This window comes from Novosphingobium sp. MD-1 (genome assembly GCF_001014975.1).
In the GTDB taxonomy this organism is placed as follows: Bacteria; Pseudomonadota; Alphaproteobacteria; order Sphingomonadales; family Sphingomonadaceae; genus Novosphingobium.
The window spans coordinates 733021-756520 of the sequence record NZ_BBXA01000013.1; the positions used below are offsets into that span (position 1 = coordinate 733021).

A 23500-nucleotide genomic window follows, 5' to 3' on the forward strand; every position below is an offset into this window, starting at 1 on the left:
GGCGCTCCCCGACCGTGCAGGAACGCCTGACCCATGCAGCTTTCCCGTCGTCACTTCGTCAGTGCGCTCCTCGCCACGACCACCCTGGGGAACGCGCCCGCCCGTGCCATCGCCGGCAAAGGGCCGCGCCCCAACATCATCACGATCGTCCTCGACGATGTGGGCTATTCCGACATCGGTTGCTTCGGCTCCGAAATCCGCACGCCGGTGATCGACAGCCTCGCCAAGACGGGCCTGCGCTACGTCCACTTCGACACCAAGGCCGTTTGCGCCTCCACGCGCGCCGCGATGCTCACCGGGCGCAACGCGCACACGATCAACATGCCGGACGTGCCCGATGTCGCGGCCGTGACCCCGGGCGATCCGCAGATGGCACGCCTGTTCCGTCTGCCAGGCAATGCGCAGACCATGGCGCAAGCCCTGCAACGGCGGGGCTATGCCACCTGGGCGATCGGGAAATGGCATATGATCCCGATGGCCGAACTGGGCGCGGACGCCCCGCGCGAAAACTGGCCACTGCAGCGCGGTTTCGACTATTTCTATGGCTTCCCGCGCGGCTGGACGGACCAGTATCGCCCCGAACTGGTGGAGAACAACGGCTATCTCAAGCGGGATTTCGCGGAAGGCTATCACCTCTCCGCCGATCTGGCCGACAAGGCGATCAGCCTCGTCTCGCACCATCTCGACAGCAACCCGGCCGCGCCGTTTTTCCTGAATCTCGCTTTCGGCACGGCGCATTCGCCGATCCAGGTGCCACGCGAATATTCGGCGCCGTATGACGCGGTTTACGCAAAAGGCTGGGACGCGATCCGGGAGGAGCGCTTCGTCCGGATGAAGCGGATGGGGCTGATCCCCGAAAACACGCTGCTGCCCGCGCGGGAACCGCGCGACCGCGCGTGGAATGATCTGTCGGAAGACGAAAAGGCCGTCTTCGCCCGGTACATGGCGGTCTATGCCGGCTTCATCGAACATTGCGACAAGCAGATCGGGCGGCTGCTCGATGCCCTGCGCAATCGGAACGCGCTCGAAAACACCGTCATCGTCGTTCTGTCCGATAACGGCGCCGCTTCTGAGGCCGGGCAAACCGGTTTCTTTGATGGCCTCTATCGCGCCAATACGGTTACACCAGCGCAACAGCGCGCCCGTATCGACGAACTGGGAACCGGCAAGACGCAGGCGGAATATCCACGCCCCTGGGCCATGGCGGGCGACACGCCGTTGCGGCGCTACAAGCTGTGGCCCTATTCGGGCGGCACGCGCACCCCGATGATTTTCCACTGGCCGCGCATGGTCCACGATGGCGGCGCGATCCGCCGGCAATTCGTCGATGTGATCGATATCGCGCCCACGCTGCTGGAAGCGGCGCAGGCACGCTTCGACATGATCGTCGAAGGCGTGCCGCAGATCCCGGTCGCCGGCACATCGTTCCTCCCCACCGTGCGCAGCCGCAAGGCGCCGGGCCGGCAGGTGCAGTATTTCGAACTGCGCGGCAACCGGGCGATCACCAGCGGACGCTGGCGCGCCGTGGCGCTGCATGACTGCGACCAGCCCTATGCCAACGACCGCTGGGAACTGTTCGATCTCGACAGCGACTTTTCCGAAAGCACGGACCTCGCGGCCCGCTATCCGGCCAAGGTTGCCGAGATGAAGAGGCTGTGGGACGCGCAATGGGCCAAGTTCGGCACCGGGGAACTGGCGCAGCCGGGCGCGCTGACGTGCCGGTATTCGGATATGTTCGACCGGAGACCGGAATGACTGGCGGCTATGCCACGACCAGGTGCGACAAGAAACGGGGGACAGGAAGCATGACCGGGACAATGATGAAAGCGGGCCTTGCCATCCTGCTTGGCACCGCGGCCGCCACAACGGTCGCCGCCCGCGATCAGGCTCCATCCACCGAACCGGGCTCCACCGCGCCAGGCAGGGCTGGCGAAGACGCCCAGCGCCGGGCCGACGCGACGCTGCGGCAGATGACGCAGGACGAAAGGACCGTCCTGACTCACGGGATCATGCCGCTTCCGGTCGGCGCCACTCCGCCGCCGATTCCGGCGGATGCCATTCCCGGCGCCGGCTACGTCGGCGGCGTTGCCCGGCTGGGCATTCCCGCGCTGAAGGAAACCGACGCCAGCCTTGGCGTCGCCTACGTGTTCGGGCTGCGCCGGGATGGCGCCACCGCGCTGCCATCGGGCCTCGCCATGGCGTCGACCTGGAATCCCGCCCTCATCGAACAGGGCGGCGCCATGATCGGCGCCGAAGCGCGCGCCAAGGGCTTCAACGTGATGCTGGCAGGCGGCGTCAACCTGATGCGCGATCCGCGCAACGGCCGCAATTTCGAGTATTTCGGCGAAGACCCGCTGCTCAGCGGCACGCTCGCCGGCCATGCGATCCGGGGCATCCAGTCGAACCACATCATCGCCACGATCAAGCACTTCGCGCTGAACGGGCAGGAGACGGGCCGCAAGTTCGTCGATTCCCGGATTTCCGAAGGCGCGGCGCGCGAAAGCGACCTGCTGGCCTTCCAGCTCGGCATCGAGATCGGCAATCCGGGGTCGGTGATGTGCGCCTACAACAAGGTCAATGGCGACCCGGCCTGCTCCAGCAACTGGCTGCTGAACACGGTGCTCAAGCGCGACTGGGGCTACAAGGGCTTCGTGATGTCGGACTGGGGCGCGGTGCCCGATCTTCAGGCGGCGATGAACGGGCTGGACCAGCAATCGGGCGGACAGCTCGACAAGGCGATGTTCTTCGACCGGCCGCTGGCCGAAGCCGCCGCCGGCAAACCCGCATGGGCCGCACGGCGCGATGACATGAACCGCCGCGTGCTGTGGGCGATCTACGACAACGGGCTGGACAAATTTCCCGTCAGCCCCGGCGGCAAGATCGATTTCGATGCGCATGGCAGGATCGCGCAGGATACCGCCGAACAGGGTATCGTCCTGCTGCGCAACGAACGGGGGGCCTTGCCGCTTGCCGCTTCGGCAAAGCGGATCGCCGTCATCGGCGGATACGCCGACACCGGCGTCGTCTCGGGCGCGGGCTCAAGCCAGGTGCAAGGCCAGGGCGGACCGGCGGTATCGATCCCGCTCGGCGGCGGCAGCGGGTTCGCGGCCTTCATTCAGGAGGCCTATCACCGTTCCGTGCCACTCAAGGCGATCAAGGCGCAGGCCGGCGACGCCACCGTCACCTATCGCAACGGCCGCTATATCTCCGAGGCGGTGACGCAGGCGAAGCAGGCGGATGTCGCGATCGTGTTCGCCACGCAATGGTCGACCGAAGGGTTCGACCAGCCCGATCTTACGCTGCCCAACGGGCAGGACGCGCTGATCGCGGCCGTGGCGGACGCCAACCCGAACACGATCGTCGTGCTCGAAACCGGTGGCCCGGTGCTGATGCCGTGGCTCGGCAAGACCGCTGCGGTGGTCGAGGCATGGTATCCCGGCGCACGGGGCGCGGAAGCGATTGCGAACGTGCTGTTCGGCAAGACCAACCCTTCAGGCCGCCTGCCGATCACGTTCCCGGCCGCCGAAAAGCAGCTTCCGCGTGCCAAGGTCGATGGGTTCGACGTGCTCGAACCCGATTTCACCGGCAATCCGCCGCACGCGGACATGGCCCTTGTCGCCAACTACGACATCGAGGGGTCAGACCTCGGTTACCGCTGGTTCGCTCGCAAGGGGGAAAAGCCGCTGTTCCCGTTCGGCCATGGCCTGTCCTACACCGCGTTCGCCACCAGCGGCCTCAAGACCGATGGAGCAACCGCGACGTTCACCCTCACCAACACCGGCAAGCGCGCCGGCGCCACGGTGGCGCAGCTCTATATGGTCACGCAGGCGGGCGCGCCAAGGCAGCGTCTGGTGGGCTACGCGCGGGTCGATCTGGCGGCCGGCGCCTCGCAACCGATCACGGTCGCGATCGATCCGCGCCTGCTGGCGGATTGGAAGAACGGCACATGGTCCATCGCCGGCGGTGATTACGGCTTCGCGCTGGGCGAGAACGCGGATGCGCTCGGCCCGGTCGTCACCGTGCGCATGAAGGCGCGGCGCTGGTAAGCGCCGGCCGCCGGCCGTTGCCGATCAGCCGGCGCGCACCATGCAGCGAAAGCCGATATGGGTGGTGGACGTATCCACCATTTCCGGATGGCGCGCCGCCGGGCGATAGCGCTGGCAATAGTTCGCCGCGCAGAGGTGCGATCCGCCCTTCAACACCTTGCGCCCGATGCGCACCGCCGGCTGCGCCGGGTCGTAACTGTCCTTGAGCTTGCCCCCACGCGGGTTGGAAACCGTGCAGCAGGCGCCCTTCGCCTTCTTGGGATCAGCCTGCGCCGCCTGCTCGCTCCACCAGTCGCGGGTCCATTCCCAGGTGTTGCCGATCATGTCGTACAGGCCATAGCCGTTAGGCGGGAACGACCGCACCGGCGAGGTCCGCTCCCATCCGTCCAGGCACTGGTTGGCGAAGGGGAACAGGCCCTGCCAGTAGTTCGCCAGCATCTGCCCGCCGGGCGCCAGTTCGTCGCCCCACGCATAGTCCCGGCCTTCCAGACCGCCGCGCGCGGCATATTCGTATTCGGCTTCGGTCGGCAGGTCCTTGCCCGCCCACCGCGCATAGGCATCGGCATCCGCCCATGCGACATGCACCACCGGATGATCCCACAGGTCCAGTTCGTCCAGCGAACGGCCGGGGCCAAGCGGGTGGCGCCAGTCCGCCCCGAATTCGAAGTGCCACCAGTTGCCCGGCGCGTTCATGTCCACCGGCCCGCGCGTCTTGCGGAACACCAGCGATCCGGCGCGGTCCATGCCCGGCAACATATCGGGATAGTCCTTCGGATCGGGCGCGACCTCGGCCTGCGTGACATGCCCCGTCGCCGCCACGAAGCGCGCGAACTGGCGGTTGGTCACCGGCGTCTCGTCGATCCGGAAGGCGTCCACCTTCACGCGGCGCAGCGGCGCTTCCTCCGGATAGAACGCTTCCGATCCCATCGTGAACGTGCCGGCCGGGATGGCAATCATGCCCGCGTAGAGGTCCGCCACGGCTTCCAAACGCTCTTCCTTCCCCATCGCTACGCCTACACGCCCGCCCATACCGGCGCCCGCTTTTGCAGGAAGGCGTCGATCCCCTCGCCAGCGTCTTCCTCCATCATGTTCCGCGCCATCACTTCCGTAGCCAGTTCATAGGCATCGGAGCACGGGCGTTCGCGCTGGGCATGGAACAGCGCCTTACCATGGCGGATCGCGGCGGGACTCTTGGCCATGATCGTGCGAACGAAATCGTCTACCGCCGCATCGAGATCCCCGGGCGCAACGGTCCGGTTGGTCAGACCCCAGCTCTCCGCCGTGGCCGCATCGATGAACTGCCCCGTCACCAGCATCTCGAACGCGCGCTTGGCCGGCACGTTGCGCGATAGCGCCACGGCCGGCGTCGAGCAGAACAGGCCGACGTTGATCCCCGAAACGGCGAACCGCGCCTCGGAGGAGGCGACCGCGAGATCGCAGCTGGCGACGAGCTGGCATCCCGCCGCCGTGGCGATGCCGTGCACGCGCGCGATCACCGGCACGGGCAGGTCGGCGATGGCCTGCATCACCTCGGTACAGGCGCCGAACAGATCGCGATAATAGGCAATGTCGGGCGTGGCGCGCATCTGGCGCAAGTCATGCCCCGCGCAAAACGCGCGGCCAGCGCCGGACAGCACCACGCATCGCGCCGCGGGATCGGCCGCGACAACGGCCAGCTCGGCTTTCAGCGCCGCGAGCATCTCCTCCGAGAGCGCGTTGAACTGCGCCGGGCGGTTGAGCACCAGATCGAAGCGCCCCCGATCGCGATGCACGAGGACGAGGGGTTCATTGAGGACCACGGGATCCTTGTCGCTGTCAGACGTCATCGCTTGGGCATCCTCGATCGTGTTGTGGGCGATACCGGATTTTGCTTCGTATAGCGTACAGCGATTGCGAAAAACCGATTTTGCGCCTTGCCGCCGCCGCCCACCATGCGCCTTTGCCCCAGGAGGCCCATGCTCGACCGCTTCGCCTATACCACATTACCCGCACGCATCGTTTTTGGGGCGGGAATGGTGGCGCAACTTGCCGGGGAAATCGAGACGCTCGGCTGCCATCGGCTGTTGCTGGTTTCGACGCCGGGGCAGCGGGACAAGGCGCAGGCGATTGCCGAACCGCTCGAACGCAGGATCGCCAGCCATTTCGCCCATGCCACCATGCACACGCCGGTAGAGGTAACAGAAGCCGCGCTCGCGGAATTCCGCGACGTGGATGCCGATGGCGTGCTCGCTTTCGGCGGCGGCACGGCGGTTGGCCTAGCCAAGGCGATTGCCCTGCACACCGGCTGCCGCCAGGTGATCGTCGCCACGACTTATGCCGGATCGGAAGTAACGCCCGTGCTGGGGCAGACGGCGGCGGGCATGAAGACCACAATGCGCGATCCCCGGCTGCTGCCCGATCTCGTGCTCTACGATCCCGCACTCACGCTGGACCTGCCCCTGCCGACCAGCATCACCAGCGGCTTCAACGCCATCGCGCACGCGGTGGAAGCGCTTTACGCGCCGGATCGTAATCCCGTTTCCAGCCTGATGGCGCTGGAAGGCGCGCGGGCGATGGTGGAAGCCCTGCCCCGCATCGCCGCCGATCCGCTGCGCCTGCCCGCGCGAACCCGCGCGCTCTATGCCGCATGGCTGTGCGGCACGGTGCTGGGCGCGGTCGGGATGTCGTTGCACCACAAGTTGTGCCACACGCTGGGCGGCAGCTTCGGCCTGCCCCATGCCGATGTGCATACCGTGATCCTGCCGCACGCGCTGGCCTACAACACCCCGGCGGTGGTGGCGGAACTCGCTCCGCTGGCGCAAGCGCTGGGCGACGATCCCGCGCAGGCGCTGCACCGGCTGGCGCGCGAACTGGGCGCACCGACCTCGCTCGCGCAACTCGGCATGGCGGAAAGCGATATCGACCGCGCCGCCACGCTGGCCACGCAGAACACCTACCCCAACCCGCGCCCGGTCGAACGCGGACCGATCCGCGACCTGCTGGCGCGGGCGTGGCAGGGAGAGCAACCGGCATGACCGGGCCAATCATCAGGGAGCAAGGCGCATGAGCTATTTTACGGAGGCGCAATCGGCCGAGGCGGTCAACGCCCGGCTGGGCGCGGACATCGACCCGCGCCTTGCCCGGATCATGCGCTCGCTCGTCACGCACTTGCACGCCTTCATCAAGGACGTGGAGCTGACCGGGGAGGAATGGGCCAGCGCGATCGATTTCCTGACCGCCACCGGCCGCATCTGCAGCGCCGAACGGCAGGAGTTCATCCTGCTGAGCGACGTGTTGGGCGCATCGATGCTGGTCGACGCGATCAACAACCGCCGGCCGGACGAGGCCACGCAGAACACGGTGCTCGGGCCGTTCCACGTCGCTGGCGCGCCGGAGCGACAGATGGGCGAAAGCATCTGTCTGGATGGCGAAGGCGAAGCCTGCCTGTTTGAAGGCGTGGTTACGGACATCGCCAGCCGCCCGATCGCCGGCGCTGAGATCGACGTATGGTCCGACAACGCCGATGGCTTTTACGATGTTCAGCAACCCAACGTACAACCTCAATGGAATAATAGAGGGCGATTTATAACCGATAAGGACGGACGATACGCCTTCATCGGCATCAAGCCGGTATCCTATCCCATTCCGCACGATGGCCCCGTGGGCCAGATGCTCGAAGCGACCGGGCGGCACCCCTGGCGCCCCGCGCATACCCATTTCATCGTCTCCGCTCCGGGTTGCGACCGGCTGGTGACGCACACCTTCGTTGCCGGCGACGCATGGCTGGAAAGCGACGCGGTGTTCGGGGTCAAGGCGCCGCTGATCGTGAACTACGAACCCACACCCGATGCCGCGACGCCGTGGCGCTGCGCTTTCGATTTCGTGCTGGCACCCGCTCATGCGTGACCGGACCATCGCGCCGGACAGCGCCGCATCGTGGTATGTCGTGGCGATCTGCATGGCGGCCTACGTGCTGTCGTTCGTCGACCGGCAGATCCTGTCGCTGCTGATCGGGCCGATCCAGGCCGATCTCGGCATCAGCGATACCCAGTTCGGTCTGCTGCACGGCTTCGCCTTCGCGATCTTCTACGCCACGCTTGGCGTGCCGATCGCCGGCTTTTCGGACCGGATGGCGCGCCCGGCGGTCATCTCCGCCGGCATCGCCGCGTGGAGTCTCGCCACCGCCGCCTGCGGGCTTGCCGGCAGCTTCGCCGCGCTGTTCGGCGCGCGCGTGATGGTGGGCGCGGGCGAAGGCGCGCTTTCCCCCGCCACGCAATCGCTGATCGCCGACCTCTTCTCGCGCGAAAAGCTGGGCCGGGCGCTGGCGGTCTATTCGCTTGGCTCGTTCGTGGGCGCGGGGCTCGCCTTCGTCGCGGGCGGCGCGGTGATCGCGGCGGCGACGGCGCACGGCACGGTCCATATCGCGGGCCTGGCCCTGCGGCCGTGGCAGCTCTGCTTCATGATCGTGGGCCTGCCGGGCCTGCTATTGGCGCTAGTCGTGGCGCTGACCGTGCGCGATCCTCGCCCTCCCGCCAGCGGCAAGCAGGCAGCCTCCCCGCCGGGCATCGGCGCGGTCTTCGCCATGATGGGCCGGCATCGCGCGATCTTCGGCCCGCACCTTGCCGGCTATGCCCTGACCGGCTGGGCGCTGTTCGGCACGCTGGCCTGGGCGCCGGCGGTGCTGACCCGCGCCTTTGGCTTCGACACGCGCGAGGCCGGGCTATGGCTCGGCCTGATCGCGACCTGCGCGGGCGGCGGCGGCGCCTACGCCAGCGGCTGGCTGATGGACTGGCTCGACCGCCGCAGCGGACGGGGGGATGGCGCGCTGCGCGTCGGCATGATCGGCGGGCTCTGCTCGGCGCTGTTCGGCGGCGCGCTGGCCTTCGCGCCTTCGCCGGCCACGGGCCTCGTGCTGCTGGCAGGTTTGCAGTTCTTCTCGTCGTTTCCCATCGCGCCGTCGGGCGCGCTCGTCCAGATCGTTGCGCCGCCGGCCATGCGCGCGAGAGTCTCGGCGTTGCTGATCTGCTGCACCTCGCTGCTGGGCGCGGGCGTGGGAACGCTGCTGATCGGCCTGCTCAACGACCACCTGTTCGGCGCGGGCGCCGGGATCGTCCGTTCGCTGGCGCTGGTCACCGTGGTCGGCGGCGTGGGCGCGGCGGCCATCCTCGCCCCCGGATGCAAGCCCCTGCGCGCCTTCGTCGCGGGTCAGCGGGCCTGAACCCTCGCCTCGGCCATTGCCGCCTTGAGCTGCGCGCGGACCGGCCCCGGCGACCTTAACCAATCGGCGCGCAACCGCGTCACTTCCTCGGCTGTGTAGTCCTCGAACCCCGCCGGCAGCGGCCCCATCCGGCGCACAAGCCAGTTCATCAGCCGGGCAACATCGGCATCGCTGAGTCGCGAGGTGGAAACGCCGGGCACGCGCACCAGATATTCGCGACCCCCGGGCAAGGCCGCGAAGTGGCCGAGCTGCCCGCGCATGTCGGGCACTTTACCCGCCATGCCGCGCCCGTCGGGCAAGTGGCACCCCTGGCAGTGCAGCGCATAGTCCACCCAGGCGCGGTGCGCGCGCTCGTCCGGCCCGGTGCCGGTCGCCGCGACGCCGAACACCAGCGCCAGCGGGAGCAGGACAACCGGTCGCCGCACGCCCCGCGCCGTCAGTCCGCCGGTCCGAGCACGACCGACGTGGAGCAGTGGTAGGCGACCCCCGCCTGCGTGCCGAGGCACCAGTCGAGATCGTTCGACGTGGTCGGCTGGTAGGTCGGCGTCGCGCCTTCGTCGCGGCTGCAGTTGCACCGGCCGCACGCCGCTTTACCGCAGCAATCGTTGTAGCTGATGATGTAATTGCGCCCGTCCACCGGATTGCGGCAGGTGCCGACCCAGGTGATCGGCGAAGGCTCGGTTCCCGGCGGGCACGACGACGCCGAACCGCCGCAGCAGGAACAGAGGAAGCCGTCCACCGCGCAATAGCGCCAGTATTCGCAGGACATCGGATCGCCCTGTTCCTGCACCTGCACGGGATTGGGCGCGCGTTCCGCCCGCGCGCGCGCCACCGGCAGCAGCGTGGCGGCGCCCGATACGGTCAGGAAAGCGCCCAGCCGCCCGATGAAGCCCCGGCGCGAAGTGCCGCGCGCGGCGCTGCGGGCCAGGTATTCGGCGGCGCGGTCCAGTCTTCTCATGCTTGGCTTCCCTGGTTCTGCCCCAGCAGCCCCGCCGCGCGGGCGCGCTGGAAATCCTGCAGCGAGGCGACGCCAATCCGGCTCGCTTCGAACAGGCTTTCGAGATGTTCGCGGTTGTTGATGAGGCCCTTTGCCACGATCTGGTTGTTGGCGTCGATCAGCACGGCATGGGGGAGCTTCGAGACCTGGAAGGCAATGCCGAGGGGCGTCGACAGCACCAGCGGGAACGCTTCCAGCCGCTCGCGCACCACCATTTCGTATTGCGCCTGCGCGTCGCCATCGCTGGCCAGCACCACCTGCAAGGCATCCCCCTGTTCGCGCGCGATCGATTTGACCACGGGGATCAACGACTTGCACACCGGACAGGTCGGCGAAAGGAAGAACAGCAGGGTGGACCGCCCGTCCGCCGCCCCGCCGATGCGCACGGCCCGGCCGTCGATAGCTTCCAGTTCGAACGCCGGTGTCTCCTGCCCCACTTCGGGGCCGCCCGGCAGCATCAGCGCGCCGACCGGGCCGAGCCGTTCGTGCAGCATCCCCACCTGCCGCAGCAGCGCGACGACGACCAGCGCCAGCACGAGCACCAGAATCCACAGCGCGATCAGCGCGGCAATCACGGCATTGGTCACGAGCGGATCTCCTTGCGGGGAAGGTGCAGCGCCATGTCGGCGCCGGCATGAATCAGCGCCATCACGGCAAGGCCGCCGAGCACGGTGACGGCGTCGAGCCATACCAGCGGGCGGGGGGAAACGGGCAGCAGGGCGGCCAGGACGGCCGCAAGGAGGAGCGCGTTGCGGCCGACGAGGCCCCAGCGCAGTTCGGGCACGCGCGCGCCGAAGCCGAGGCAGCCGCAATCGATCCGCGTGTTCCCGCGCAGGAGATTGATGGCGATAGCGGCCGCATAAGCCCCCAATAGCAGCGCACAACCCAGCGCACCGGCCCGGCCGAGAGCGGGCGAGACGGGCATGGCGAGCGCCGCCGCGCCGGCCGCGATTTCCGCCGCGATCACCGCCGGCGCCACCACGGTTGCCCACCCTGCCGGCAGCAGGCGATAGGCAGCGAGAGTCGGCACGAAACGCGCAAAATCGCGCAGTTTATGCACGCCCGCCAACAGGAACAGGCATCCCGCACCGATCGCGGGCAACAGCGCAAGGACAGGATCGATCATCGCGCGCCCGCCGTGGCCGCGACGGGCGCGGGCTGGATCAGCGTGAGGTCCGACCCCAATCCTTCGACCTTGCGCAGGACCGCGCCGGTGCCCGGATCGCGCACCGCCAGCGTGCCGCTGCCGAACAGGGTGGTGTAGAGCAGCGGTGCCGCGTCGCCGCTCACCGCCACCGCGCTGGCCGGCTGGTCGAGCGTAATGCGGGCTGTGCGCTTGGCCGCGGCGACGTCATAAACCCAGATTTCCTCGCCCGGAAACTTGTGCGTGCCCGCGCCGCCCTTGTGCATCAGCACGAACAGTCGCCCGCTGGGCGCGTGATAGGCCAGCGGCTGCAAACCGCCCGGTCGCCAGGCGGATTCGTCTGCCCCCGCCAGCTTCCAGCGCGCCTTGACAGCGATCTGCCCACCGGCGCCGTCGATCACCGCGACATCGCCGGCGAAGGTGGTGAACAGCCACGTCGACGGGCCGATCCGCACCGGCTTGTCGCTGGCGGGATCGTCGGCAGTGAACAACGGCTTGGTCGTGGCGCCGAGATGGACCGCGCCATTCGCGTCGAGCGCGGCGGCCTGCAACGATCCGTCGGCGCATTGCATCAGGAAACCGCGCGACCCGGTCATGTGCATCAGGCCGCAGCCCGGCGTGGGAAATTCGCCCACCAGCTTGCGCGCCTGCGCATCGACCACGCTGACCGACTGTTCGGGCGTGAAGTTGTACACCAGCAGGAATCGCCCGTCGTCGGTCAGCGGGATGGTGGAGGGCAGCGGCAGCGACTGGATGCGCTTGGCCGGGATCTCCACCTCGTCGCCCGGCATCAGATCGCTGATCTTGTAGAAGGTGACGACATCGGTGCGCTTGCCCCGGCTGCCGCGCGAATAGTACGTGCCCGGCACCATAGCCGTGCGCCCATCGGGCGAGACGGCGACTCCGGTGTGCGACATGCCGCCCGGAATCGTGCCGAGGAAATGGCCACTGTCCGCATCGATCAGATAGGCGCGGCCATCCGCGATGTGCAGGAAGCTGATGTCGTTCACCAGCACCCAGTGCGGCGGCATCTGCTCCTTCAGCTCGACCGTGGTCAGTTCCTCGGGCTTCAGCGGCGCCAGTTTCGGGGGCGCGGGCTTCGGCGGGGCCGCCATCGCCTGCGATGCGCCAAGCGCGAGGAGCGAAAGGGCAAGCAACGTCTTCATCGCATACTCCGAAACGAAAACCGGCCCCGCGCCCGCTTCCCCATGGCCGTGGGCCGAACCGCGATCACCACTTCACGCTCGCGCTGACGCCATAGGTGGCGGGCTTGGCGTACATCGCGGTCGTGCCGAGCGGACCGAGGTTGAGCGTATACTGGCGATAGGCCTTGTTGAACACGTTGCGACCGAACACCTCGATGCTGAAACGGTCGTCCGCGCTTGTCCAGGTCAGCGAGGCGTTCGAGACGTTGTACGCCTTCTGGAACGAGGACGCGCCGTTGGTCACTTCGAGGTACTGGCCATCATACCACGCGCCGTCGAACTGCGCGGCGACATTGCCCAGCGCGGTGTCGATGTCGTAGCGGAACAGGTAGTTCACGCTGAAGCGCGGCGCGTTGGGCAATTTGGCGTTGGTGACCGTGGCCGCCGGGAACGTGCAGAAATAGTTGCCGGTGCCCTGATCGACGCAATATTGCGGCACGCTGGCGCCGGGGACCAGCACCGACAGGTATTCCGACCCCGCCGTGGCCACCGACTTGACCTTGCTGGTTTCCCACGTCGCGCCGAGATTCACGTTGAAGTGCGGGACCGGCCTGATCCACGCCTCGAACTCCGCGCCGGTGGCAGTGGCATCGCTGTTGCGCACCTGCGGCACGTTGGCGATCAGGGCGAAGGCCTGGTAGTTTTTGTAGCTGTAGTGGAACACCGTGGCGTTGGCGCGGATGGTCTTGCTGTCGTTGGACCACTTGATGCCGCCCTCGAACGCGTTGAGCGTTTCGGCCTTGTGCTGGAAGGTCGAGGCATCGATCGCGGGGCTGAGCGTGAAGTTGCCGCCCTTGATGCCCCGGTTCCACGATGCGAACAGCAAGGTGTTCGCGGCCGCCTTGAAGTTCAGTGTGGCGCGCGCCGCCCAATCGCCCTTGGAAATGCGATCGACGCCGGGGATCACCGCATCGAAGCTCTGGTTCGACGCCAGTTCCACCGTGCTGCCGTCCGAACTGACGAGCGAATGATAGGTAACGCCCTTGGTGTCCTTGGAATAGCGCAGACCGGTGATCAGCGTCAGCGCATCGGTCAGGTCGTATTCGGTCTGCGCGAACAGCGACCAGTTCTTCGAGGTCAGGCGATAGGTCTCGTCGATCGAGGGGTTGCTGCCGCCCAGCCCCACGGCCACCGCCGCGCCCAGCGCCGGGTTGCCGGTGGTCACGGTATGGCCGTTGATCTTCATGTCGAGGTAGTAGAACCCCACCTGCCAGCGGAAGCGCGGCAGATCGCCCGACAGGCGCAGTTCCTCGCTGAACTGGCTGTAGCGCGCCTGCGTCTCGTAGCGGATGAGGTCGAGCGGCGTCGCGTCGCCATCCTCCAGATAGGACTTGGTCAGTTTGGTATAGTTGGTGATGCTGGTCAGCTTGATCCCGCCCAGATCGTAGGCCAGCTTGCCCTGATAGACATCGATCTTGCGATCCAGGAAACCGGGGACGTTGGAGAAGTTCTGGTAGGGGCTGGCCTTCTCGCCGGTGATGCCGTTGATAACCCCGCCCGTGCCGTTCGACAGGCCGGCGGTGTCGGTGGTGCAATAGCCGTTGTCCTGCAGATTGCAGTTGTCGAACACATAGCCGCCGGTGGCGACGTGATCGTCCTGCGAATGCTTGTACCACAGGTCCAGCCTGCCGTTGGGGCCAAGGTCCGCCTGCACCGTGCCGCGCACGGCCCAGCCGTTCTCCCCGCCCAATGCCTGCCCATCGCTTTCGAACACGCCCGGCAGCGCCGCCGCCGGCGTGATGTAGCCATCCGCCTTGGCGACGCGGCCCGCCACGCGGAAACGCAAGCCGGAGGTGATGCTGCCGCCCACCGCGCCTTCCAGCGTGCGCCGGTTGAAGCGTTCGTAGGTGCCCGTGGCATAGCCGTTGAAGTCCGCCCGGCTGGCGTCGTTGCTGACGTACTGGATCAGGCCGCCGGTGGCGTTGCGGCCGAACAACGTGCCCTGCGGCCCGCGCAGCACTTCCACGCGCTGCACATCGAACAGCTGGCCGGAAATGCCGTTGATCGAGCCCATATAGGCATCGTCGACATAGACCGCGACCGGGCTTTCCAGATAGTCGGTAAAATTGTTCTGCGAAATGCCCCGCAAGTTGAAGATGGTGACGTTGGGTGACCAGGCGTTAAGCTGAAGCCCCGGAACGTGCTGCGTGATCTGGGTGGTGTCGGTCACGCCCAGCGCCTTCAGCTGATCGCCCGAGAACGCGGTGATCGAGATCGGCACCTTGGCGACGTTCTCGGACCGCTTGGTGGCGGTTACCACGATATCGCCGAAGCCACTGGTCGCGTCCTGGGTGGCGGTTTGCGCTTCCTGCGCGTGCGCCGTCCCGGTCATGCCGGCGATCGCAACCGCCATGGCCAGACTGCTCGATGCCGCTTTGGTTTTCCCGAAGGTCATGCCGGATGCTCCCTGATCGCCGGCACCAACTGGTGCTTTTGTTGACCGGATGCTCGCCGAGGGGCCTTGGTATTTCAACAGCATAGAAATGCCGAAAACGTACATCCGCCGCGCATTGCGGATTGCCGGAACGCAAAGCGGCCAAGCTCTGCGGAACCCGCAGGCGGGGTTCGCGAAATCAGTTGAAACCTGTGACCGAAATGACGCGCTTTGCGTACAGCGCCGTTCGCGTTCCGGATAGCGCCGGTCCGGCAAATCGGGTGCCCTTCGGCCCTCAGCGACAGCGGGCGCGGCCGTGACCGGCCCCGTGCCCCTCCACATGGCGGAACCCGGATGAAGACCAAAGCGATCCTGCTGACCGCGATCTGCGTCAGCGCCACGGCCCTTGCCGCGCCGAAGCCGGCGCCGGTCAACGCCAACGCCCGCGCCAGCACCGAAACCGCCAGCGCCGATACGGACTGGGCCATGCACGGCCTCGATCCCGGCGAAACGCGGTTCAGCCCGCTGGCCGGCATCGACGCCGCCAACGTCGCCCGGTTGGGCGTGGCATGGAGCGCCGATTTCGAGGCGCGATCGCTGCGCGGGGTGGAAGCGACGCCGATCGTGGTCGATGGCGTGATGTACGTCAGCGGCCCGTGGAGCGTGGTCATGGCGCTCGACGCGCGCACCGGCCGCGTGCTGTGGCGCTACGATCCGCACGTCGATGGCGCCACTGCCCGGCGCGGCTGCTGCGATGTGGTCAACCGGGGCGTGGCCTATGCCGACGGCAAGGTGTTCCTGGGCGCATTCGACGGGCGGCTGATCGCGCTCGACGCGAAGACGGGGCGCGAGGTCTGGTCGGTCCAGACCACCGACCGCAACCAGAACTACACGATCACCGGCGCGCCACGCATCGTGAAGAACCGCGTTATCATCGGCAACGGCGGGGCGGAATACGGCGTGCGCGGCTATGTCACGGCCTATGACGTGGCTACCGGCAGGCAGGCCTGGCGGTTCTACACCGTGCCTGGCGATCCGGCGAAGGGCTTCGAGAACAAGGCCATGGCCATGGCCGCCGGCACCTGGGCCGGCGAATGGTGGAAGGTGGGCGGCGGCGGCACCGCGTGGGATTCGATGGCTTACGATCCCGAACTCGACCTGCTCTATATCGGCGTGGGCAACGGCGGACCATGGGACCGCACGGTGCGCAGCGCCGGCAAGGGCGACAACCTGTTCGTCTCCTCGATCGTGGCGATCCGGCCGGAGACGGGCGAATACGTCTGGCATTTCCAGGAAGTGCCGGGCGACGAATGGGACTACACCGCCACGCAGCACATGATCCTGGCCGATCTCGATATCGGCGGTCAGCGGCGCAAGGTGCTGATGCAGGCGCCGAAGAACGGCTATTTCTATGTGCTGGACCGCGCGACGGGCCAGTTCATCTCGGGCACGCCCTATGTGCCGCTCAACTGGTCGAAGGGGCTGGACCCCAGGACGGGCCGCCCCGACATCGTGCCGGCCGCGCGCTATGCCGAAAGCGGCGCGGCGTGGCTGGGCCTGCCCTCGCCCGCCGGCGGGCACAGCTGGCAGCCGATGAGCTATGATCCGTCGCGCCGTCTGGTGTTCCTGCCCACGGCGGAAATGCCCTATGGCTATGTTTCGGCGAAGCCCGGAAGCTTTGCCTACGACCCGCGCGGGTGGAACACCGGGCAGGACCCGGCCGCCTCCTCGATGCCCGAAGACCCCAAGGTGCGCGCGCAGATCCGCGCAATGATGAAAGGCGCGCTGGTGGCCTGGGACCCGGTCGCCGGGCGGCGGGTGTGGTCCGTGCCGATGCCGCTGCCGTGGAACGGCGGCGTGCTCTCGACCGCGGGCGGGCTGGTGTTCCAGGGCAACGGCACGGGCGAATTCGCCGCCTATGCCGCCGACAGCGGCCGCAAGCTGTGGTCCGTGAATCTGGGCAGCGGCATCGTCGCCGCGCCCGTCACTTACCGCATCAGGGGCGTGCAATACGTCTCCGTCGCGGTCGGCTGGGGCGGCATTCTGCCGCTCAACATGGGCGAGGCGCTGAAGGACGCGGTCGGCCCGCGCGTAAACCGCATCGTCACTTTCCGGCTCGACGGCAAGGCGCCCTATGCGCTGCCGCCGGTCGATCCGAAAGTGCTGCCGCCGCTGCCCGCCAGCGCCGGCGATCCCCGGCAGGTGGACGAAGGCCGCACGCTGTTCCACGTGCGCTGCTGGATGTGCCACGGGGATACGGCGGTGAATCACGGCGGCGTGCCCAACCTGCGCTATTCGCAGGCGATTACCGATCCGGACGTGTTCGCCGCCTTCGTGCTGCAGGGCGTGGCCGAACCGCAGGGCATGCCCAACTTCGCCAAGGACCTCACCGCCGCGCAGGCCGAAGCGATCCGCGCCTATGTGGTGAAGCGCGCGCTCGACCTGAAGGCCGATCCCGACGCGCCATGATGGCAAGGAAACTATTGGCGTTTATGTTTTTTGCAAACGCACCATCGTCATTGCGAGGAGACGCAGTCGACGAAGCAATCCAGAGTCACGCTCAAGCCGCTCTGGATTGCTTCGCTACGCTCGCAATGACGAACGCGTAGCGGACGAACGCGTAGGGCAAGAGTGTGCACGCGACCTAATCACCAAGCTATCCCCGCTTGCGGAGGGTTTCCGAGGGAAGGCAGCCGTACTGCTGGCGGTAATACTGCGCGTAGCGGCCGAAGTTGACGATGCCGCATTCGAGCATCAGCTCGGTCACGCTGGCGCCGCCATCGCTTTCCATCAGCGCGCTGTGCAGCTTTTCCAGCCGGTGGCGGCGGACATATTCAAGCGGCGTCACGCCGAGGAAATGGCGGAAGCCGCTTTGCAGCGAGCGCACCGAAACGCCGACTTGCGCGGCCAGCGCGGCAATCGAAATCGTCTCCTCCACCGAATCGTGGATGATCTCGCGCGCGCGGCGGACGTGGCGGGGCGAGATGTCGTTGCCGTGGAGCGCGATCTGTTCGGAATAGCTGTTGCAGTAATTGCCGAGCAGCACTTCGGCGAGCAGCATCCCGTACTGGCGCTGCAGCCGCTTGTTGCTCATCGTGATCGGGCAAAGCTGCAACTGTCCGCAGATGTGGGTCAGCATCCCGCGCCACACCAGCGGCAGTTCGCGCGTGCCTTCGCGCCCCGGATAGAATTCCAGCCGGCGCTGGACCGGGATGTGGAGTTGCTGGCCGAGATAGTCGGTGCAGATCGATGCGGGCATCCGCACCGCGAGGTGGCGGCAATTGCCCGTCATGTGGACCTTGAGCGGCGTGCCGGGCGAGGACACCATCAGTTCGTCGGGCCGCAGCTGGTAGCGGTTGCCATCGGCCCACATCACGGTTTCGCCGTCGAGCGCGAGATGGACCAGGAAGTGATCGTCCTCCAGCTGCGCCTCGACATCGACCTCGGTGCCATACTGGAGATCGACGAACTGGATCGCGCCAAGTTCCATGCTGTAGATGCGCGCGTCGATCGGCTCCGCCCGGCCACAATCGAAGCGGTGGCGGGAGAGGCGCTTCGACAGGTGTTCGTGGACCACGTCCGCCCGATCCGAATGGAAGGACTGAACACCGGCGACATTCGACTGGGCAAGGACGGCTAGCATGTGGCGGCTCCCTGAGCGCGACGGTTTGCCCGCCGTGTGTTCTCGCTTGCACTGTTACCCGGCTCACGCGGCCTGATCGGGTGCCGATCATGAGAACCGCGTAGCCGAGTCCTCATCCGATGCAGGACACTGAAAGCAGCGTCTCCTGTCAAGAGGCGTGCGCCTTCCTTTTGCCGGATCGGCACGCGGCCTGCGCAAAGTGGATAGCGCGGGCGCGAACGCGGCTCCTACGATTGCGGTCCGACAGCACTATCCACGAAAAGGCCCCTGACATGAGCGACACGCTGGACATCGCAAGCCCCGCCGGCGCGAGCCCTTCCGCCACCGTCGGGTCCGGCGCGCAGGCCGCCAGCGCCGCGACGCAGGCCTTCCTCGCCCGCCAGCACGGGTTGTGGATTGATGGCGCGCACGTACCGGCCGCCAGTGGCGAACGGCGCACCGTGATCGATCCGGCGACCGGCGCGCCCATCGCCGAAGTGGCCGAAGGCGGCGCGGCCGATATCGACCGCGCGGTGGCTGCCGCCCGCGCGGCGTTCGACACCGGCCCCTGGCGCGCGCTGCGGCCGGTGGAGCGCGAACGCCTGCTGCTGCGCCTGGCCGACCTGATTGAGCGCGACGCCGATCTGCTGGCCGAACTGGAAGTGCTCGACAACGGCAAGATCCTGCCCATGGCGCGCCATGGCGATCTGGTGCTTGCCATGGATTCGCTGCGCTACATGGCCGGGTGGGCGACCAAGATCGAAGGCACGACCATCGCGCCCTCGTTCCACTACGTGCCGGGCCTCAGCTTCACCTCGCACACCATCCGCCAGCCGGTCGGCGTGGTCGGGCAGATCATCCCGTGGAACTTCCCGCTGGTCATGGCGATCTGGAAGATCGCGCCCGCGCTGGCGGCGGGTTGCACCGTGATCCTCAAGCCGGCCGAGGACACGCCGCTGTCCGCGCTCTATCTGGGCGGGTTGATTGCCGAAGCCGGGTTCCCGGCCGGCGTGGTCAACATTGTGACAGGCGGCGCGGCAGCCGGCATCGCGCTGGTCGAACATCGCCACGTCGACAAGATCGCCTTCACCGGATCGACCGAGGTCGGGCAGGACATCCAGCGCCGCGCTGCCGCCACGATGAAGCGCCTGAGCCTGGAACTGGGCGGCAAGAGCCCGGTGGTGGTGCTGGGCGATTGCCCGGTGCCGATGGCCGTGGAAGGCGCGGCCGGCGCGATCTTCTTCAACCACGGGCAGGTCTGCACCGCCGGTTCGCGACTGCTGGTCCATCGCAGCATCTATGCCGAGGTGATCGACGGTCTGGCGGCGGTTGCCAACGGCATGGTGCTGGGCGCGGGGCTCGATCCCGCCAGCCAGATGGGGCCGCTGGTTTCGGCCAAGCAGCGCGCCCGGGTGGACGGCTTCGTGCAAGGCGCGCTGGCGCAGGGCGCGCGGCTGGTGGCGGGCGGCGAGGCTCCGGCCGGCCCGGGCTTCTTCTATCGCCCCACCGTCTTTGCCGACGGTACGCCCGAGATGACGCTGTGCCGCGAGGAAGTGTTCGGCCCGGTGCTGGTGGCCATGCCGTTCGACAGCGAAGAGGAAGCGCTGGCGCTCGCCAACGATACCCGCTTCGGCCTGGGCGCCAGCGTGTGGACGCAGAACCTGGGCGCGGCCAACCGCTTCGCGCTGGGGCTGAAGGCGGGCAATGTCTGGGTCAACGCGCACAACCTGCTCGATCCGGCGGTGCCGTTCGGCGGCCACCGCATGTCCGGCTATGGCCGCGAACTCGCGCACGCGCCGCTCGAACTCTACACCGAGGCGAAGTCGGTGACGGTCACCCTGCTCTAGGGTCAGGGCCCATTACTGGCGCGATCGAGGTTTGAGGCAAAATGGCCCGGCGCAAGGAGGAGGGGCGCAGGAATATGTCGATATTTCAAGTCCCTCCGACGCAGCGCTGGGCCATTTTGGCCAAATCCCTGCGGGACGTCCAAATGGCTTCCATCTCGAACCGAAAGGCGCTTGCAAAGACGTCCAGTCTTAGCCGCGCGCCTTTCGGCCCGATATGTTCGCCATTTGGAAGCCTCGACCGCGCCAGTAATGGGTCCTGACCCTAGGCCCCTCCCCCCCTTTGACGCTCCGCCCCCCGGAGAAGCCGCCGCGCCCTCACGCGGCGGCTTTTGCGCATGCGAAGCGTGCGAGGCAATACACTCCCTGTTTTGCCGAATCCTTATTCGCAAACGCAACACCGCCTTGCCGAACGCGCACATTGGCTGCGGATTGCGAATTGCCGCTGCCCGGCGAAATCCGGAAGTTCCCCGCCATGACGGCCGGCACAGAACCGGACGCAGAAGTTCGCAGGCCCTGCCACGCAACTTTCCAATGAGGGATCACAATGACACGGGGAAATCACCGATACATCGGCCGCATGTTCACGGCCGGACTGCTGGCCGCAACCACGCTCTCCTGCGGCGGCATAGCCCATGCCGAGGAAACCACGCCCGGCGCCTCGGCCAGCACCGGCCTTGAGGAAATCACCGTCACCGCGCGCAAGCGCAAGGAATCGCTGCAGGAAACGCCGATCGCGATTTCCGCCTTCTCCGGCAACGCGCTGGAACAGCGGCAGGTCAGCTCGGTAACCGGGCTGGACCGGGTGGTGCCCAACCTTGTGGTCAGCGAGACGGCGCCGGTCGGCGGCAGCAGCGCCGCCGCCTCGTTCTTCATCCGCGGCATCGGCCAGACGGACTTCAACCAGAACACCGAACCGGGCGTGGGCATCTATGTCGACGGCGTGTACATCGCGCGTTCGGTCGGATCGGCGCTGCAACTGGTGGACCTCGAAAACCTGGAAGTGCTGCGCGGGCCGCAAGGCACGCTGTTCGGCCGCAACACCATCGGCGGCGCGATCAACATCACCACCAAGAAGCCCGGCACGGAACTGGGCGGCACCGCTTCCGTTACCGGCGGATCGGACCACCTGCTCCAGTTCAAGGCGACGCTCGACGCGCCGATCACCGACCGCATCCTGACCAAGCTGACCGTGTTTTCGCGCAACCGGGATGGCTATGTCACCCGCACGAGCGACGGCGTCGATCTGGGCAACGACAACAAGTTCGCCATTCGCGGCGATATCCGCCTGCTGCCGACCGACACGCTGACCATCGACGCCTCGATCGAACGGATGCGCGAACGCGAACACGGCGCACCGCTGCAACTGATCGCCGCCTATGCCGACGCGCCCTTCGCCCAGTACAACAACCTGGCGCTAAACGGCGCGGTCTGCGCCACCACGCCCACGGCCGCCCAGTGCTATGGCTCGCAATGGATCGCGCCGGCCGGCAAGGATTACGGCACCGGCCGCGTCATCTCCAACATCGACGTGCTGGGCGTGAACGTGACCGCCAACTGGAAGGCGCCCGAACCGATCCTGGGCAGCGAGATCGCGGTCAAATCGATCACCGCGTGGCGCAAGCTGGATTCGATCTTCGGCGCCGATCACGATCACAGCCCGGTGCTGATCGACGATACGTTCAACGATTATTCGCAGCGCCAGTTCTCGCAGGAACTCCAGGTCACCGGCTCGTCCAAGCTGCTGAACTGGGCAGCGGGCGTCTATTACTTCCGCGAAAGCGGCACCGATGCCAACACCGTGGACTTCTCGATCGGCAGCCTGCTGAGCGGGGGCGCGATCCGCAACCGCAGCCTGGCCTTCTATGGACAGGCGACGCTGAACATCACGCAAGCCCTGTCGATCACCGGCGGCATCCGCCATACCGACGAAGACAAGCTGTTCCTGCCCAACCAGGTCTATCTGACCGACTTCGTCGCCAGCCCCACGCAGATCCTGCCGGCGGGCACCCCGCAAGTGCTGCCGGGGGCAACGGGCAAGCTGAAAGTCAACGAAACCAACTTCCTCGCCAATATCTCGTACAAGTTCACGCGCGATATCATGGCCTATTTCAACTATTCGGACGGCTTCAAATCGGGCGGTTTCACCCAGCGCCTGGCCGGCCCGCCGTTCATCTCGCCCCCCTCGTTCTCGCCGGAATACGTCAAGGTCTACGAGGCCGGCATCAAGAGCGAACTGTTCAACCGGCGCGTGCGCCTGAACCTTGCCGCGTTCCAGACCGACTACAAGGACATCCAGCTCAACGTTCTCTCGCCCGGCCTGCCCAACCCGTTCACGATGAACGCCGCAAAGGCGCGCATCCGCGGGTTCGAAGGCGAGTTGAACACGCGGATCGGCGGCGGCTGGGCGTTCAACGCCTCGGTGGGCTATCTGGACGCGAAGTATCTGGCGGCCAGCGGCGGCATCATCCTCCACACCGTGGCGGGCGACATTCCAGTCGGCACCGGCCTCGTCAACGTCAACAGCAAGTTCGTGAACGCGCCGAAATGGACGGCTTCGGTCGGCCTTGCCTACACCGCCGAAACCGCGATCGGAAAGTTCTCGCCGCGCGTGGACTGGTCCTATCGCAGCGACGTGTTCCTCGATGCGCTCAACACCCCGCTGCTCCACCAGCCCGGCTATGGCCTGTGGAACGGCACCGTGAGCTATACCGACACGGCGGAAAACTGGACCGTCAGCGTGGGCGCGAAGAACATCTTCAACAAGCGCTTCCTCGTCGCCGGCTATGCCGACGTGGGCGCTTCGGGCTTCGTCGAAGGCGTCTACAACCGGGGCCGGGAATGGCAGATCGAGGTGCGCCGCAAGTTCTGATCTTTGCTCGGTGTTGGGAAGGCGTGGGCTAGCGCCCTTCCCCACCGATCACCGCACCACCCTTGCCCCGTCTCCTTGTGGAGGCGGGGCTTTTTTACGGCGACCCTATCGCTGCGGAAGGCCCACCCCGCTGCGGCTAACGCCGCCTGCGGCGGCGCAAGCCTCGCTCCCCTCCCGCTTGCGGGAGGGGGCGGCGGTG

The 23500-nt window shown here is 67.1% G+C and carries 17 protein-coding genes; 8 read left to right on the plus strand and 9 right to left on the minus strand.

Translation table 11 applies throughout. From position 1 onward, the window contains the following. Window positions 1-33: 33 nt before the first annotated feature. Window positions 34-1755, plus strand: a complete 1722-nt coding sequence (locus tag NMD1_RS03680) for an arylsulfatase (protein ID WP_125953690.1) — start codon at window positions 34-36, stop codon at window positions 1753-1755. Window positions 1756-1805: 50 nt separating this feature from the next. Continuing rightward, window positions 1806-4046, plus strand: a complete 2241-nt coding sequence (locus NMD1_RS03685) for a beta-glucosidase (protein WP_199558051.1) — start codon at window positions 1806-1808, stop codon at window positions 4044-4046. A 24-nt stretch (window positions 4047-4070) separates the two neighbouring features. Here the strand turns inward: NMD1_RS03685 and NMD1_RS03690 are convergent, their stop codons facing one another. Then, a complete protein-coding gene (locus NMD1_RS03690) occupies window positions 4071-5003 on the minus strand; it encodes a formylglycine-generating enzyme family protein (RefSeq protein ID WP_125953805.1) in 933 nt (310 codons plus the stop codon). Between the two features lie 56 nt (window positions 5004-5059). Beyond that, entirely contained in the window at window positions 5060-5872 is an 813-nt protein-coding gene (locus tag NMD1_RS03695) for an enoyl-CoA hydratase (protein ID WP_125953691.1), read from the minus strand. Window positions 5873-6001: 129 nt separating this feature from the next. Between NMD1_RS03695 and NMD1_RS03700 the strand changes: the two genes are divergently transcribed. The 3 genes from NMD1_RS03700 to NMD1_RS03710 are packed head-to-tail and all read left to right on the plus strand — an operon-like array spanning window position 6002 to window position 9243. After that, a complete protein-coding gene (locus tag NMD1_RS03700) occupies window positions 6002-7060 on the plus strand; it encodes a maleylacetate reductase (RefSeq protein ID WP_125953692.1) in 1059 nt (352 codons plus the stop codon). Window positions 7061-7088: 28 nt separating this feature from the next. Continuing rightward, window positions 7089-7931, plus strand: coding sequence for an intradiol ring-cleavage dioxygenase (locus NMD1_RS03705; protein WP_125953693.1), 843 nt, complete (start codon window positions 7089-7091; stop codon window positions 7929-7931). Beyond that, the gene (locus tag NMD1_RS03710; RefSeq protein ID WP_199558052.1) at window positions 7924-9243 is read left to right on the plus strand and encodes an MFS transporter; all 1320 of its coding nucleotides are present in this window, start codon (window positions 7924-7926) and stop codon (window positions 9241-9243) included. Before NMD1_RS03705 ends, NMD1_RS03710 begins: the two co-directional genes overlap by 8 nt. Here NMD1_RS03710 and NMD1_RS03715 read toward each other — a convergent pair. The 6 genes from NMD1_RS03715 to NMD1_RS03740 form a co-directional block, all read right to left on the minus strand. Continuing rightward, complete coding sequence (locus tag NMD1_RS03715) at window positions 9231-9668, minus strand: hypothetical protein (protein ID WP_125953694.1); 438 nt, start codon at window positions 9666-9668, stop codon at window positions 9231-9233. The two genes, NMD1_RS03710 and NMD1_RS03715, sit on opposite strands and share 13 nt — an antisense overlap. Window positions 9669-9679: 11 nt before the next feature. Continuing rightward, window positions 9680-10201: a methylamine dehydrogenase light chain gene (locus tag NMD1_RS03720; protein WP_125953695.1), complete on the minus strand. Its 522-nt coding sequence runs from the start codon at window positions 10199-10201 to the stop codon at window positions 9680-9682. Further along, window positions 10198-10827 (minus strand): methylamine dehydrogenase accessory protein MauD, encoded by a 630-nt coding sequence (mauD, locus tag NMD1_RS03725; RefSeq protein WP_233497330.1) that lies wholly within the window; start codon window positions 10825-10827, stop codon window positions 10198-10200. Before mauD ends, NMD1_RS03720 begins: the two co-directional genes overlap by 4 nt. Next, window positions 10824-11366 (minus strand): MauE/DoxX family redox-associated membrane protein, encoded by a 543-nt coding sequence (locus NMD1_RS03730; RefSeq protein WP_125953697.1) that lies wholly within the window; start codon window positions 11364-11366, stop codon window positions 10824-10826. The genes mauD and NMD1_RS03730 overlap by 4 nt, the downstream gene beginning before the upstream one ends. Beyond that, window positions 11363-12550, minus strand: coding sequence for an amine dehydrogenase large subunit (locus tag NMD1_RS03735; protein WP_125953698.1), 1188 nt, complete (start codon window positions 12548-12550; stop codon window positions 11363-11365). The genes NMD1_RS03730 and NMD1_RS03735 overlap by 4 nt, the downstream gene beginning before the upstream one ends. Before the next feature lie 64 nt (window positions 12551-12614). After that, window positions 12615-14984, minus strand: coding sequence for a TonB-dependent receptor (locus NMD1_RS03740; RefSeq protein WP_233497331.1), 2370 nt, complete (start codon window positions 14982-14984; stop codon window positions 12615-12617). Window positions 14985-15317: 333 nt separating this feature from the next. On the opposite strand from NMD1_RS03740, the gene NMD1_RS03745 reads away from it, so the two are divergent. Then, window positions 15318-17432, plus strand: a complete 2115-nt coding sequence (locus NMD1_RS03745) for a PQQ-dependent dehydrogenase, methanol/ethanol family (RefSeq protein ID WP_125953699.1) — start codon at window positions 15318-15320, stop codon at window positions 17430-17432. A gap of 187 nt (window positions 17433-17619) precedes the next feature. Here the strand turns inward: NMD1_RS03745 and NMD1_RS03750 are convergent, their stop codons facing one another. Beyond that, complete coding sequence (locus tag NMD1_RS03750) at window positions 17620-18606, minus strand: AraC family transcriptional regulator (RefSeq protein ID WP_125953700.1); 987 nt, start codon at window positions 18604-18606, stop codon at window positions 17620-17622. Window positions 18607-18878: 272 nt separating this feature from the next. On the opposite strand from NMD1_RS03750, the gene NMD1_RS03755 reads away from it, so the two are divergent. Both NMD1_RS03755 and NMD1_RS03765 read left to right on the plus strand, forming a co-directional pair. After that, complete coding sequence (locus tag NMD1_RS03755; RefSeq protein WP_125953701.1) at window positions 18879-20432, plus strand: aldehyde dehydrogenase family protein; 1554 nt, start codon at window positions 18879-18881, stop codon at window positions 20430-20432. A 544-nt stretch (window positions 20433-20976) separates the two neighbouring features. Next, on the plus strand, window positions 20977-23301 hold the full coding sequence (locus NMD1_RS03765) for a TonB-dependent receptor (protein ID WP_125953702.1): 2325 nt from the start codon (window positions 20977-20979) through the stop codon (window positions 23299-23301). Window positions 23302-23500 lie beyond the last annotated feature (199 nt).

Coding starts and splice junctions, on each gene's coding strand:
- NMD1_RS03705 (WP_125953693.1), top strand. CDS start 7,089: ATGAGCTATTTTACGGAGGCGCAATCGGCCGAGGCGGTCAACGCCCGG.
- NMD1_RS03765 (WP_125953702.1), top strand. CDS start 20,977: ATGACACGGGGAAATCACCGATACATCGGCCGCATGTTCACGGCCGGA.
- NMD1_RS03745 (WP_125953699.1), top strand. CDS start 15,318: ATGAAGACCAAAGCGATCCTGCTGACCGCGATCTGCGTCAGCGCCACG.
- NMD1_RS03730 (WP_125953697.1), bottom strand. CDS start 11,366: ATGATCGATCCTGTCCTTGCGCTGTTGCCCGCGATCGGTGCGGGATGC.
- NMD1_RS03755 (WP_125953701.1), top strand. CDS start 18,879: ATGAGCGACACGCTGGACATCGCAAGCCCCGCCGGCGCGAGCCCTTCC.
- NMD1_RS03690 (WP_125953805.1), bottom strand. CDS start 5,003: ATGATTGCCATCCCGGCCGGCACGTTCACGATGGGATCGGAAGCGTTC.
- NMD1_RS03750 (WP_125953700.1), bottom strand. CDS start 18,606: ATGCTAGCCGTCCTTGCCCAGTCGAATGTCGCCGGTGTTCAGTCCTTC.
- NMD1_RS03680 (WP_125953690.1), top strand. CDS start 34: ATGCAGCTTTCCCGTCGTCACTTCGTCAGTGCGCTCCTCGCCACGACC.
- NMD1_RS03685 (WP_199558051.1), top strand. CDS start 1,806: ATGACCGGGACAATGATGAAAGCGGGCCTTGCCATCCTGCTTGGCACC.
- NMD1_RS03700 (WP_125953692.1), top strand. CDS start 6,002: ATGCTCGACCGCTTCGCCTATACCACATTACCCGCACGCATCGTTTTT.
- NMD1_RS03695 (WP_125953691.1), bottom strand. CDS start 5,872: ATGACGTCTGACAGCGACAAGGATCCCGTGGTCCTCAATGAACCCCTC.
- NMD1_RS03735 (WP_125953698.1), bottom strand. CDS start 12,550: ATGAAGACGTTGCTTGCCCTTTCGCTCCTCGCGCTTGGCGCATCGCAG.
- NMD1_RS03710 (WP_199558052.1), top strand. CDS start 7,924: ATGCGTGACCGGACCATCGCGCCGGACAGCGCCGCATCGTGGTATGTC.
- NMD1_RS03720 (WP_125953695.1), bottom strand. CDS start 10,201: ATGAGAAGACTGGACCGCGCCGCCGAATACCTGGCCCGCAGCGCCGCG.
- NMD1_RS03740 (WP_233497331.1), bottom strand. CDS start 14,984: ATGACCTTCGGGAAAACCAAAGCGGCATCGAGCAGTCTGGCCATGGCG.